Origin of the sequence: Paenibacillus eucommiae (assembly GCF_017874215.1) — a bacterium.
GTDB lineage: Bacteria > Bacillota > Bacilli > Paenibacillales > NBRC-103111 > Paenibacillus_AI > Paenibacillus_AI eucommiae.
The window spans coordinates 1-13,842 of the sequence record NZ_JAGGLB010000020.1; the positions used below are offsets into that span (position 1 = coordinate 1).

Genomic DNA, 13,842 nt, shown 5'->3' on the forward strand with positions numbered 1-13,842 from the left:
GAATGGGCTAGCAGTCCTTTCGACTTGGCCGAACGGAACTCGCCCAGTCCCGTTGTCTTCTCTCTGGCGCCATAGTCGATTTCGGTCGTATCCTGTACACATAAGAATACCGACTCGCCGCTGGCTTTCATCTGATTCAAGGTTTCCTTGCGGTAAGCATCCAAGATGACCTCTTCGGTCAGATTCGAATGGCCCAACATACGATAGATCGCTTTGGCTTCCGCCTTATCTGCACTGGCCGCAGAGATGGGTAGTTCGGGATGGCGTGCCAGGGTCGTCATCGTTTGGATCACTCGCTTCACGATACGTCCGCACGAGAGGCGCATCCGCTTGAAAAAGGAAAAGTCCGGTTCAGCCAAAGAAGGCGTATGGGTTTGCATGGTCATGGGTTATCACTGCCTCACCTTAATAGAGTTACTCCCATCATAACGCCATGCTTCTTCGTTGAGTAGCTTTGTTTTCGATATCCAAAATCTGGAACAACTGTGGGGCAAGCTTAGGCAACCATGTCCGTTAGAAATCCGTCCGCTCTCTGCTCTCTGCGTGCCGTTGCTCGGGTTGCTTGGCGTATCGCCTGAGGAGTTTCTTAACCTGACAACATTGGGGCTGTGGGCTCCAGGCACTGTTAAAGACGCTGGGGCTGAGAACGGATACCAAAACGAACAACGGAGAGGATCTGCTACTTTAACGATGTTTTTCATCGTTAAAAGCACCAGGTCCTCTCCATTATCTTATTTAACGATGAAAAACATCGTTAAATCCCTGTTATCCACCCTGAGGGGGGACGTCCGACCTCGTTTAACGATGAAAATCATCATTAAAGTGATGATTGGTCTGGAAACAATTACTTTAACGATGAAAAACATCGTCCCTCGGTTTGATAGGTTTTACTCACATATGCTCGCTTATTCGCAGGATTTCACAACATCCAGTTTAGATAACACTTGAATTGCAATGGCATTCAGGATCCATTTCGGCTATTAGGGCGCAAAAGGCTAGGGGAATACGCTAGAAATTCCCATCATATGGTTATATATCACCTTTTCTCCATTCGTGCCCCGGGGTTTTCCCTCCCATGCCTCTACGGGTCTGAGCCCTTACATTCCTTCGTTATACCTATTCCGGGGGTGGAGACCGTAACTGCTTAAAAAACGGGTCTGAGCCCTTACGATGTTTTCTACGGTTTCTCGGTGCGCTGTGTGTAACTATCCTGCGAACGAGCCAACATATGTGTATACATGTACAAACGGATCTAATACCTTCTTAATCTTATCCTACATGAGCTTCTCTTGGTTATGGATTACGGGTGCATAGGACCGATAGTTAGGCGGCTTTGGATCCATCAGCGACTTTTTCAGGGTCATACGCTGCGTCGCCTGCTCGAGCCATGCCGACTAGAATTCGGGCATATTTCCCGCATAGTTTAATAATGGATTGGTTACGTTTCATCTTTTTATTCTCTACATTGTCTTCATGCAAACGTTTAAATCCTTCGTTATTTGAAACCAGACTGATGACCGTCATATACATGATTTTTCGGAGTGCTGCACTGCCTCTTTTGGTTAGTTTGACTTGTCCTGAATGTTTGCCTGAGCTGTGTTCACATAGATGGAGCCCAGCCCGGCGTAAGATCTGCCGGCCATGCACGTAGCCGCTCAAATCACCCGTTTCAGCCAGAAGTGTCGCCGTCATAACGGGTCCTATTCCCTTCATTTCCAGCATCCTCCGGGCCATTGGAATAAGGGTTAATAGATCGGTTACTTGCTCCATCAAGTCCGCCATTTCTTTCTCACAGTGGAGATACTGCCTCATTAGAAGATCAATCTCCCACTTTGCAGCCATGGCCCCTTCTTTTCGTCCAATCGATCTTTTGGCCTGTTCAACTAGCTCGTGGGCAAACTGCTTACTGCCCCTACGCTGCATGAGTGGCTTCCACCCCTCGTAAATCGCTTCGGCCGTCATATTCTTCACCTCACCCGGCAGGGTAAAGAGCTGAAGTGTAGCCAGGGATGTTTTACATGTCCATTTCTTGAACACATGACGGTACTCGGGAAACCACATATCTAGCCATCGGTGAATGCGATTCTGAATGCTTACAAACTGTTTATTCACACATTCATAGATGCCCATGAACACATGTAATTCCTGGTAGACACCCTCACGTAATCTCAGCTCCGAATAGAATCCGTTTCTCACCTGATCAGCGATCACCAAAGCGTCTTTGACATCGCTCTTGGTTGGCGAGTTATCCCGGTTTTCTTTGGCACCCTTCACATGGGCAGGGTTGACGAGAACCACCTGCCACTCCTCCATGCACCAATTGGCTAGATTCAACCAATAGTGCCCTGTAGGCTCCATACCCAAAATGACGGACTGGAAACCATTTCCCTTCAATAAGGCGCAGATCCAGGCTTTCAATTTATTGCATCCATCAAGATCATTTGTGAAGAAGCATGGCTTTCCTAGAACTTTACCCCGGTAATTCGTAGCCCGAGCCACATGATTTTCTTTCGCAATGTCGATACCAACCACCAGATGTGTTGTGGAAATATTTTCGATACGTTGATTTTCTTTGTCTTTTTGTTTAAACTTCATAGTAGAGCATCCTCCTTAGTTGGGTAACATTTTAGGGCGTCTGACCCGTTACACTACCCATCATACCGAGGATGCTTCTTTTTTGGCAATTTCGATATTTAACGACCTACAGGAATGCTTAAGTCAAGCGCGCGCTCAAACGGACTGCCAGGAGAGGTTTGCTGAGGGAAAGAGATAGTAGCGATATGGAAAAACTACACCTCATTCCTGATTTCCTTGAAACATAGTCATGCTCCCAGCCTTTTTCAAGGCTGGGAGCATGACTATGTTTATTCCAATTCTGCCCTCTTTACTAGAGCAAACAAGTTCTAATATTTGGGTTTCTTTTTTAAGAAAAGAAGTTTCATTCCTCCGTTGTTGAATCCCCTGGCGGCTTGTTATAGTAAAGAAAGCGGTAACCTTAATTCAAAGGAGGAATACGATATGTCGGAGCAACAATTCAAAGAATTAAATGGTAGTGAACAAGGGGAATTGGCCCAGCCGAATTCTTTGGTCAGCAGGAGAACGTTATTGGCCTCTCTGGGAATGGCGGGAGTTACACTAGCAGCAGGAAGTATACTCGGCAACAGCTCTGGTTTTATTGAAAAAGCAGAAGCAGCAGGGGTAACTGTTTTTACCGTAAAAAATATGGCAGACCTTAAAGCCATAAGTCCCGCGGGTTTGTCCGCAAACGATGTATATTACATTGCAGGCTACTATGCTGCAGGCGATGGAGGTGGCGGAGAGTTTTATTGGGACGCATCCTCTACTAGCGCGGATAATGGTGGAAGCGTTATCATCCCTACTGGGTATGCTGGAACCGGGAGATGGAAACGAGCCTAAATAAGTCTAAACAAGCAGGTTGTCGCCTTATTTTATGCACAAAATGCTATCTCGCTAGTCTATCATTAACTATATTCAAAGGAGAATGATTGATGAATAGTGATATAAATGTAGACGAATTCGGTGCTAAAGGCGATGACTCCTTTGATAATGCCGCAGTATTTACTGCATGCACCGCCGCACTTGCCGCGCAAGGTGGCGGCAGACTCGTAATCCCAAAAGGGATCTATCGGACTTCAGCATCGATTACTGTGGGAGGCTCAGGCGTTATCGTTACTGGCGCAGGCCGCAATGCCACAACGATTCGGCAGACCACGGCCAATCTTCCGACACTTGTGGTCAATTCAGGATCGAATCACGTCACGCTGCAAGACCTGACATTGGACCGCACTGTAGCCGGGACTCCAGGCGGCGATGGCATTGCTTTTGCCAAGGGAGGCGTTGCTGACGGCTTTATTTACAGGATCTATTCCAAAAACAATTACCACGGCGTTGCTGTTGGCGGCACTGGTTATTCCATTATGCAGGATGTGTTCTGCGAGCGTAATTATGGCAACGGTCTTGATATTACGAACAGCAATGCATTCACCACCTGCCAGTGGTACATAAGCGATGTGCTCTGCCAGCTTAACGCGGGTGACGGTGTTCGTGTGCAGTCAGTGGCTACATCTCCGGCAGGCGGCCATATGGCTCTCGGTGAACTGCGCGGCGTGCGCACCTTCGCTAACTCCGGCCGCGGCTTAATTGTATTTGGCACTCCCGAGGTAGGCATCTACTCCGTACGGGCCAAAGGCTGCTTCTTCGGCGAGGATGGCATGGATGAGGTGTATTTGAACACTTATGGCAATCTGCATACATTCGAGGATTGCTTTATTGAGCTGGGTGGAAATAGTCTGACCGGCCCCGCATATGCCACCCCAGCCAGCTATAATAGCTTCGGGATCGTGGTAACCGCCAATACGCCAGACCTCACAGTAAACGGCGGTACCATCAATGGCAACGCCAACAGCGGCATCTATTCAGCATGTCCCAATCCTGGAGGTGTCCGGCTGAATCACGTCATCCTTTCGAATAACGGCTATGGCGGTCCGTCTGGTCCGGCGTACAATTCCGGCGTGGTACTTATTGATGGCAGTATCCAATGTGTTGGAGTGCGCGCATACGGGCAAGAGAATGGATCTTATAACGGCGCGGCGGGAGGGGATTCATTCATCGGTTGCGATTTCCGCGGGAACTCGCTAGCCTTTATGGGAGGTAACGTGACTGGCAACGTTGCCGTTGGTAATAGACCTTAATATTCGTACTTAAAGGTTATCAGCAAATGCACCTTATTGAAAGAGGTGCATTTGCGATTCATTCTCCCTTCGGCTAATTACGATCTGTTAAAGGACATGATAAGGTCACTGAAGTTCCTTCTCCTTCTATCGAATGAATGTTGAAGGTAAAATTATCGCCATGATAGTATTCGAGCCGTTTGCGAACCATCATAATTCCGGACAGCTGGTCATCAAATCCCCCTCCTTTTTGCATAATTCGCTTCACCTTATCCCTATTCATCCCCACTCCGTTATCCTTTACCTCAATAATCAGCTTATCCCCCAACGAGTCTATACGAATCCTGATTTGGCAGGGGCCTTCCTTGGGCTCGATTCCATGCTTTATTGCATTTTCTAACAAAATTTGAATGGACAGGCTGGGGATCGTGCAGTTCTGCAATTCTTTATCCTCATAGATTACCTCAAAGGTTAGCCGATCCTCGAATCTAAAAATCTGCAATTGGACATAAGAATCCAGGTATTCAAATTCCTCACGAATTGTAATCATCGGACGGTAGGATTTCAACATATACCGCAGCATTTTCGATAGCTGTCCGACAATGATATGCGTTGCAGCTGCGTTCTCCAGCAAAGCCTGGCCTGATATTAAACTTAATGTATTAAATAAAAGATGCGGATGCAGCTTGAATTGAACAGCCTTCATCTCCGCTTCCCGCAATAGATGGCGCAGTTCTGCCTCCTGCCGGATAAATTCGTTTTCTTTTAAACTTTTAATGATGTAATCCACCAGTATGGTAATAAAGTCCGTATTCGCCATCAGTCTTTCCCTGGGCATTATCGGGACCTCGTAAATCGCTTTCGTTAGCTCCCCCCTGTCCAAATTTAAATCGGCTACCCGATTCAGAATATCCGCAACTGTTTCCTCTGTTGGCAGCTCCAGCAGGACTTGCCCCGTTATGAAGGAGCCCAAGCCCTGCTGATTGAATTGAATCGGCACTGCACAATCGTGCAGACCTGCATGGCATTTGCAGATCATCGCTTTTTCTTCCGCAATGGAAGCATTCGTTACGCTTAGATCGGATTGATAACAACGCTGTCTGCCCATCTGACTCTCCTGGATAAGCTGGCAAAACTTTGGGGATCTCTCCGATTGCTCCGGTGTAACGGATCTCCCCATGGAATCCACGATATTCGCATTCAGTCCGGTAGCGGCCATAAAAGTTTCCTGAAGCCTGATATAGAGCTTCTTATCGATCCATTGGTTCTGACTTTGTTCAATGGATTTGCGGTTAACAACTAGCTCGTCCAACCATTCCTTTAAAAATTCTCCCATACGAATCACCCCATTTCATAGCTATCCAAAATACATCTTATGCTGAACAGAATGCTCCAGCTGACGAAGCCGCCCGCAAGGTAGCAATCGCTTCCCTGCGGGCGGTTGGTCAAGCAGATAGAACCTGCATCGTCAGGCTGATCTTGATATCATTGAAGCTGTTACCACCCTAATTCTTTACGCACTTCCATCGTCCGCTTGTTAAATAATTCAATTCTAGGTATGATTTCTTCCACCTTGAATTCGCCCATGATAACTTCATAAGCAAGTGACCAAGGATACTCAGCGAAGGCCGGCAGCTTCTGTGTCATATCAACGCAGCAGGCAAGCTCACTAATATGCTTGAGCGCATCAGCGTTGCGTCCTTGCCACATCGGCGATTGGCTGTAATAATTCAGCAGCTCATCATCCTTGACCGAAGCCATCGCTCCATGGTCGATCTTCCACTTCTGTGCCTCCATCTCATACTGGAAGCTGATCCACAGATAAGCTTCGTCTTTATGCTTCGATGCCTTGTTAATGCCCAGAGCACCGATCATGCCATGCGTCACCTGCTTCACTTTCCCCTTCGGAATCGGCAAAATGTCCCATTTGAAGGTGGCGCTTTTCTCCAGAATCGGCAGTACCCAGTCACCGCCAAAGTCGAACAGCGATTTACCTTTCAGAAAATCACTGCCAATATCAAGACCAAGCTCCGTACCTTTCTTCACGCTTGCCAGAGATCCGTCCTTCGTCACGAAGCCCTGCATCCATTTGATATCATCCAGCACAGCCGGTGTATTCATCACGGATTGGGTCCAATCCGCATTCATATAGCTTGTGTTCGGAGCGCTCCCATTGGCCACAGCTACAGCCGACATAAAGTGCAGCCCCCACAGCGAATTATACGCCAGACCGTATTCGCGGGCTGCCGGATCGGTCGCCTTCTTCGCCATTTCACGGAACTCTTCCAGGGTCCAGTCGTTCTTCGGCATTTCCAGTCCGTGCTTTTGCAGCATATCCAGGTTAACAGTCAGGAAGGTAGGTACATAGACGAACGGCGCCGCAAAGCGTTTGCCATTGATGTCGAAGTTTTCAAGAAAACCTGGATCGAACTGCTTGTTTTTAAGCGATTCGTCTTTGGCCATATACGGGTTCAAATCCTCCAGCATGTCGTCCTTGAGGAATGGCGCCATTTCAATGATCCAAGTGAGGTCAATTGGCGTATTTGCAGCATCATTCGCTTTGATCGTTGCCATTAAATCGCCGTCTGCCGGGAACACCGGCTCGACGGTAATCCATGGATATTTCTGGTGAAACATATCGTACAGCTCTTGGTACGTATCGTTCCAAGTCGCCATGCGGAGAGTTACCGGATCATGCTTCTCCTCCGTTGCAGCCGGAGAAGATGTGCCTCCCGCGGCAGGTGTCGGTGTCGCTTTACCAGGGTCCTTCGTACCGCCGCTTGAGCAGGCCGTCAGGAATACCACGAGCAATAGTGCCACAATTAACATTTTACCTTTGACTGTCTTACCCCTCATTGTTCTGTTCATAGTTACCTCCTATAATTTCTGTAATTATTTGACATTTCTATATCTGACTTCTTATGCTGTACTTAAGCTGCTTCCCCTCCTTTCCTGCAAGCTTGAATATCCGAGTATTGCTTGCAACACATCTATATACTTACTCCCGGATTTCTTATTCCACCAAGCCTGAACGTTCAATCCCTCTTACGAACCAGCGTTGGGCGATCATGTACAGAAGCACTGGCGGGAAAATAATCAGGAATGCACCTGCCATCTTCATCCCCTCCGTGACCGGATCCACTCCCTTGACCGTGACGAACTGGGCCGACATGCCCGCCAGATTATCTTGCATCCGCTCGAGGCTGATCGCTAGTGTCGGATACTGCTTCGGCAGGAACATCGCCGCTTCATAGTTCATGTTCCAATACCAGATGAAGGAGAACAGGAACACCACGAGACAAGCGGAGCTTGCGAGCGGCAGCATAATCCGGAAAAACATGCGGAACGAAGACGCGCCGTCCAGGCGGGCAGCTTCTTCCAGCGAAGCAGGCTGTGCCTTGAAAAATTGCCGGAAGATAAAGATGAACAGCGCGCTCTTCATTCCCTGCCCGAACAAAGCTGGCACAAGAAATACAAGCGGAGAATCCAGCCAGCCCAGCTTGCTGTATATCATATACAGCGGAATCACAATAATTTGCGGAGGTATGAGAAACGTAAGCAGGACAAGAAAGGTAATAAGCCCGCGTCCCGGAAATGGGAACTTAGCCAGCCCATATCCCGTAAAAGCACAGACGAACACCTGGATCAACGAACAGCCAATCGTAATCACGAACGTATTAACAAACGTCGTCGGATAACGGAGTCCTTCCCAAGCCTGCTTGAAATTGTCCAGATACAGCGTGCGCGGAATCCATTTGACCGTTGGATCGATCAGATCGCTGACGGATTTGAACATCGTCGTAATAATGTACAGCATAGGCTGCAAATACAGATAAGCGAGTATGGACAAAAGAAACAGTGTCACCAGTTTGGCCAGCCAGCCGTCACTTACATGCTGGCCGATTACAACAAGCTTGACCTTTTGTCCCGGCTTTCCCTTCGTCCAGCTCCTCAGTTTCATCGTCAGCTCTTGGTACCTACGTGCCGTTTTCAACGGACATCCCTCCTTTGCCTCATGCTTCTTTGGATGAACAGCATCGTCAAGCCGATTAGAATAATGACGAAACCAAAATAGCTCCAGGCAAGCGCGTTGGCGTACCCGTATCCGGTATCGGCTTTAAACATGTTCAGGCTGATATGCCGGATAACCGGGTTAAGCGGGTAGGTGAACAACTCAACAATTGTGTACAGCGTGCAAAGACTGATGAAAGGCATCATACTGGGCAGTGTAATTTTCCAGAAGCTGTCCCAAGGCGATGCGCCATCGATCCATACCGCTTCGTAGACCGCACGCGGAATGGTTTGCAAGCCGGCAATAAAAATAATGACTTGTACGCCCGAATACCACAGAATCACGATAGAGCGGCTGAGTACACTCAGGATCGGATCAGCGAGCTGCGGCCCCACGTACTGCTTGATCAATGGTTCCAGCTGATACTGGTCGAGAAAGGGCAGTTCTCCCGCCCCTTGGGCAAACAGCTCGGTCAGCACTTGCCCTGTAGCAAATATGACCGGCAGGAAGAACACGCCCCGGAACAAAAACCGCAGCGGAAACTGCTGGTTGAGCAGCAGCGATACGAGTAAAGCAAAGATAACAATGATCGGTATAATCAGCAGCATCTCCTGAAAATAAAGGATCAGCTCCACCGGGAAAACATTGTCCTTCAGAAAAGCATTGCGATAATTAAGCAGACCCACCCAATCGAACTTGAACGCGCCGCCGCCTATGCTCACTTTGTGAAAGCTCATAAAGAAGGAGGTAAGCAGCGGAAAAGCCATAAAGGCACAGAAACCGAGCAGCCATGGCAATACGAAAATATAGCCGACCCCGTATTGCTTCCACCGATATTTCCAAAGCTCCATCCTGCGATTCCGAGTAGAATTCCGATCAGGATTCCGGTTAGCTGCCATTTTGCACTCCTCCCCCGCGCACCACGCTGAATGTATGCTTGTTGTAATCGACGATGACCCGGGTCCCATCCTCATAAGTCGTCTCGTACACGCCGGAGCTTACTTTTCCGTGTGCGGTAATACGAAGATTATATACATGCGAGAGCTGGTCGTATTGCTGGTATTCCGCAACAACCTTCTCCTTCCAGTTGCTGAATTTGCCGGCATATGTGAATGCATAGCTGGTATCCTTCAGATTGCGGACCGTATCATGCGTAAGCGCGAAGGCAGGCACTGCCCCGTATTCGATGGACTTCAGCAGCAAGTCGGCAGGAAGATTGCGCAGGTTGCCCGGCTGCGAGGAGTATGAGACATACCCGTGAAGGGTGATCGGATAGAACGGAACCGTTTCGTCGACCAATAAGGCGCCGCTCGCTTCTATATCCATATACGTCACATAACCAGTTCCGGATAATGCGTAGTCCGCTCCTGTTGTAATACCGCTTGCACCGAAACGTTCGCGTGTATAGGATAGCAGTGAATTGTACAGATAGGCGGTATCACGCCGGTAAAACTGGTTATCGGGACGAAAGTCGCGAAAAACGGTTTCCCCAATCGCTTGATAATGAATACCGTCAACGCCAAGCTGCTGCAAGTTATCCATGCTGTCATAAGCCTGCTTCAGTGTCTCGAGTGGATTCAGCATAAATGAGCCGTCCTCTTCAAACCAGACCGTACCGTCCATCCCATAGATGCCTTTTCGTTTAACTGTCAGGGAAGATTTCGAACCCATGAAGGCGTAATTTTCTGAAAACAGGACCTGGTGGCCAAGCTTATGCGCCTCTTCAATAAAGGTTGCCGCACCGTCCGCTCCCCCAAGCTTGGCTTCCACAGGGAACCGCTTCGTCCTATCGGTGGAACTGCCATTCTGCCAGCCGAAGAACGTAATCCGCTGTTTGCCTACGCCCGCCTCGGTCAGCTCGCGGACCATGTCCGCGGCCTGCTGGAAGGTCGTAACGGCTGAATATTCGTACCCGTTATATGCCTTGCGCACATCGCCCCCGATAATCGTCAGATCCAGCGGGATATGCTCGGCGGGTGCGAGCGGACCAGGAAGCGTCTGACTCGCCAGCATGGCATCGCGATAGGACTCCGCCATACCGGTGTATCCGGCCTCCGCCCCATTTAAGAACCTGTACTCGACCGCCCAGTCTACATCAGCCCGCGCTTGCTGCATCGCCACAACCGGAGGGGCCACCCGGCTGACTTTGCGCAAATACTCCTCCCGGTAAATAATATTGGGGTTGATGCTGTATACGTTCGATTTCGTTCCGGGAGGAAGCATCCTCAGCTCCGATTCGTATTTACCTTCACCAATCACGGCCACGAATGCATGCTCGCCATGCTTGGCTCCGAACACCGGGTAAGGAGACCAGACGCTCATATCATCCTTCATATTGGATAATTCCGTTCCGTACAGCCGGAATGTCATCCCCTGACCAACTGCAATCCGATCCTTCTTAAACTCGATCAGACCTCCAGGACCATCCGGTACGAGCATATACCCGTCGCTGCCTGCTTGAGCCGAGCCGAAGTACGGAAGAATGCCGGCTTTCACAACGACAAAATTGCTGTCCTCCTTGATCCCTCCTGAGGGTACGCGTACCTGCAGCCCATCCTTCGTCAGCTCATACTGGATGGCTAGCTGCACTCCCTGCTGCGGCAAACGGTATGTGACCTGAATCCCCTGCGTATTTTTGATGAACGATTTCTCTAACTTGGGGTCCAGCGTATTCGTCGTTTCGCTGTTTGTTTTGCCGTCTTTGCTCAGCTGTACATATTCAAGCACGAGCGGCGACTGCAGATTGGTCTGCAGCAAGCCTTTGACCGTCTCCTGCTGCAGCTGCTCCGCAGACGGATTGCTGCGCCATACGTAACCGCTTCGTTTATCTGTCAGCGTAATTTGCGTTGTCGCAGGATGGATGCGCAGCGTGAACTGCTCATTGTCCAGCGCTGGGACGAAGCCCTCTGCATCAGCCCCATCCCCCGGCTGCCAAGACGGACCCTCATAGACTTGAAAGCCGTTTTGCGGTTCAGGCTGAATGTTCATGTCAGCCAGCACGGTGGACGCTGAGCCGGGCAGCAGCCGCCAAATGATCACCAGGATGAGAGATAATGCAGCGATCCCGGCAAGCAAGAGCCATATCCAGCGAATGTGTAGAAGCCTGCGAAGATTGAACACGTCTTACCTCACCTCCCGGTAAAGTTCGTAGAAGAATTCATATAAATTAAAGGTAAGCGCGCCGATAATAGCTGCAAAAAACCAGATCAGCAAAGCAGTAAAAATGGAAATCAACAGATTCTTCGCCGTCTCCAGAAAATCAAAATTATGAATGACCTGACTCATCACGAAAAAGTGGATAACCGTCATCAGCAGCATCAGCTGCGTGGCGGCCTGCACAAGAATACTCTCTTCCAGCACAGTCACATTAGTGAGCGGCACAATCACTATCGCAAACAGGATATAAGGAGCGAGGCCAAAGGTGCTCGCCTGGACGACCTCCCGGAACCGGCCTTCACCGCCTTTGATGCTGCAAACCAGATAACTGGCAATCACCCAGGTGATCCAGGGGAGAAAAGGAAGCCAGAGCTGATACCAAATGTTAATGGACCGCAGTTCTACAGGGTTGTAAAGAAATCCGGATCCGTACACCGTCACGACTCTGGCCAGAGCCGCAAGCAGCAGAATGGTCACTATGACGAGCAGGCCGACTTTACGGTCCTTCAGCCGATAATACCCGTCGTATGGTTTAAACAGGATGAGGAAGAAGGCCTTCATCTCGCTTCCATATAAGCGCAGCCCCTCCGGCCAGGATACGGTCTGGAGCCTGGCCGCCAATCTAGAGCGCAGCAACCGGTAAAGCACAAACAGGATCAGCAATGTGAAAAATACCGGTACAAAGTAGGCTTCGATGCGGTCAATCCGCACATTCCAGAACGCTACCGAATAATCCTTGGTATTCTTAGCCTCCTTAAACAGCTCCAAGGCGTTCTCATAATCACCATCCTGCAGCGCAAGCTTGCCAAGTCCATGGTAAGTAAGGTCGAACATCTCGTTCTGTACCGCAATTTGTGCAAAGTATGGCCTGCTCTCCTCGTAGCGTCCCTGATCGTATAAATAGCTGACCGTCAACGCGGCATTGCCAAATTCACTCCGTTTGTACAATTGGACGATTCCCGTTCCGCCATCAGACACAAGCACCTCGAAGCGGGAATTGACGCCGATGGCGGTTGGGAATACGAGCAGACCATCCCACTGTGCACTCATTTGTTTGCCCGCAAAGTCAAATACAATGTCGCCTTGCGGATTGTAAATCGATATTTTACTATTCTCTTGATCGACGCCGTACACGAAATCATTGCGATCCACCGCCGCGTCTGCCACGCTTCCGGTGTTGATCAGCAGTTCTGCCGGCATCATATCGATCCCCCCGGCATTCAATTTCCGGATGTTCCCGGTGGTATTCAACCCCGGACTCACGGTCACGATGAAGTCGGATGGATCGAGCGTAACATTGGCAACCGGACGCGGCTTGTTCGCCACTTCTTTGGCCAGCTGCTCTTTCGTCAGTATGAGCTTCTTCACCCAGCCCAGGTAGGAAGCATTCGCCTTGTTAACGCCGAAGAAACCGCGGAATTCCCCGTCCGGGCTCATTCTGACGAGACCAAGCTCGGCGCCCTTACAGGCAATATACATAACCCCCCGGCTGTCGACCGCAAGCTTAGTGGGAACAAAGTAAAAGTCTGATGTGAGCGCCGGTGACTCCGGTTTCCCATACGCCCTAACAAAGCTGCCGGCTTCATTAAATACGGCGATGCGCTCATTGCCGGTGTCCGCCACATAGACGGTGCCTTCCTGGTCGACGAACACACCTTCAGGCTCGCTGAGACTTCCTTCCCCCTCCTGATCCCCAAAGCTGCGGACCGGCTTGTTATCGCCGCTGAATTCGATCACGGTGCTGCTTCCTTTGTCGACGACAAATACATGATCGTTCTCCGCGACGAATAGATCGACCGGTTCCACAAACCGCTGTGGAAGTATTCCCGCCGGCACATACACGGGCTGGATACGTATTCGATTCGCGTTATCATCGTAATAGTTCGTCTTATACGTCACCCAAGCATGCGCAAAGCCGGACGGTAACGTCAGCAGCAAACATAGCAGGCAACAAGCAATTCTCACCGTTGTTCTGGTCATTGT

Annotated in this window: 10 protein-coding genes; 2 read left to right on the forward strand and 8 right to left on the reverse strand. The window is 49.7% G+C overall.

The features are described from left to right. Positions 1-302 (reverse strand): transposase DNA-binding-containing protein (locus J2Z66_RS25145; RefSeq protein ID WP_312894763.1); only part of this gene is annotated, 302 nt, incomplete at its 3' end. Positions 303-1,323: 1,021 nt separating this feature from the next. Further along, the gene (locus J2Z66_RS25150; RefSeq protein ID WP_209975492.1) at positions 1,324-2,595 is read right to left on the reverse strand and encodes an IS110 family RNA-guided transposase; all 1,272 of its coding nucleotides are present in this window, start codon (positions 2,593-2,595) and stop codon (positions 1,324-1,326) included. A 423-nt stretch (positions 2,596-3,018) separates the two neighbouring features. On the opposite strand from J2Z66_RS25150, the gene J2Z66_RS25155 reads away from it, so the two are divergent. Then, a complete protein-coding gene (locus tag J2Z66_RS25155) occupies positions 3,019-3,417 on the forward strand; it encodes a putative phage tail protein (RefSeq protein ID WP_209975493.1) in 399 nt (132 codons plus the stop codon). A gap of 92 nt (positions 3,418-3,509) precedes the next feature. Continuing rightward, the gene (locus J2Z66_RS25160) at positions 3,510-4,712 is read left to right on the forward strand and encodes a glycosyl hydrolase family 28-related protein (protein ID WP_209975494.1); all 1,203 of its coding nucleotides are present in this window, start codon (positions 3,510-3,512) and stop codon (positions 4,710-4,712) included. Between the two features lie 73 nt (positions 4,713-4,785). Here J2Z66_RS25160 and J2Z66_RS25165 read toward each other — a convergent pair whose 3' ends face one another. From J2Z66_RS25165 to J2Z66_RS25190, 6 genes are all read right to left on the reverse strand, one after another. Further along, a complete protein-coding gene (locus J2Z66_RS25165) occupies positions 4,786-6,027 on the reverse strand; it encodes a sensor histidine kinase (RefSeq protein WP_209975495.1) in 1,242 nt (413 codons plus the stop codon). A 161-nt stretch (positions 6,028-6,188) separates the two neighbouring features. Then, positions 6,189-7,559, reverse strand: a complete 1,371-nt coding sequence (locus tag J2Z66_RS25170) for an ABC transporter substrate-binding protein (protein ID WP_209975496.1) — start codon at positions 7,557-7,559, stop codon at positions 6,189-6,191. 145 nt (positions 7,560-7,704) lie between these two features. Beyond that, the gene (locus tag J2Z66_RS25175; RefSeq protein ID WP_209975497.1) at positions 7,705-8,685 is read right to left on the reverse strand and encodes a carbohydrate ABC transporter permease; all 981 of its coding nucleotides are present in this window, start codon (positions 8,683-8,685) and stop codon (positions 7,705-7,707) included. After that, positions 8,682-9,602 (reverse strand): carbohydrate ABC transporter permease, encoded by a 921-nt coding sequence (locus tag J2Z66_RS25180; RefSeq protein ID WP_245375825.1) that lies wholly within the window; start codon positions 9,600-9,602, stop codon positions 8,682-8,684. The genes J2Z66_RS25175 and J2Z66_RS25180 overlap by 4 nt, the downstream gene beginning before the upstream one ends. Beyond that, a complete protein-coding gene (locus J2Z66_RS25185) occupies positions 9,592-11,823 on the reverse strand; it encodes a DUF5696 domain-containing protein (RefSeq protein WP_209975498.1) in 2,232 nt (743 codons plus the stop codon). The genes J2Z66_RS25180 and J2Z66_RS25185 overlap by 11 nt, the downstream gene beginning before the upstream one ends. A 3-nt stretch (positions 11,824-11,826) precedes the next feature. Further along, entirely contained in the window at positions 11,827-13,839 is a 2,013-nt protein-coding gene (locus J2Z66_RS25190) for a YIP1 family protein (RefSeq protein WP_209975499.1), read from the reverse strand. Positions 13,840-13,842 lie beyond the last annotated feature (3 nt).

Bases quoted from the DNA above. Each gene is read 5' to 3' on its own strand.
- J2Z66_RS25150 (WP_209975492.1), bottom strand. From the start codon at position 2,595: ATGAAGTTTAAACAAAAAGACAAAGAAAATCAACGTATCGAAAATATT.
- J2Z66_RS25155 (WP_209975493.1), top strand. From the start codon at position 3,019: ATGTCGGAGCAACAATTCAAAGAATTAAATGGTAGTGAACAAGGGGAA.
- J2Z66_RS25160 (WP_209975494.1), top strand. From the start codon at position 3,510: ATGAATAGTGATATAAATGTAGACGAATTCGGTGCTAAAGGCGATGAC.
- J2Z66_RS25165 (WP_209975495.1), bottom strand. From the start codon at position 6,027: ATGGGAGAATTTTTAAAGGAATGGTTGGACGAGCTAGTTGTTAACCGC.
- J2Z66_RS25170 (WP_209975496.1), bottom strand. From the start codon at position 7,559: ATGAACAGAACAATGAGGGGTAAGACAGTCAAAGGTAAAATGTTAATT.
- J2Z66_RS25180 (WP_245375825.1), bottom strand. From the start codon at position 9,602: ATGGCAGCTAACCGGAATCCTGATCGGAATTCTACTCGGAATCGCAGG.
- J2Z66_RS25190 (WP_209975499.1), bottom strand. From the start codon at position 13,839: ATGACCAGAACAACGGTGAGAATTGCTTGTTGCCTGCTATGTTTGCTG.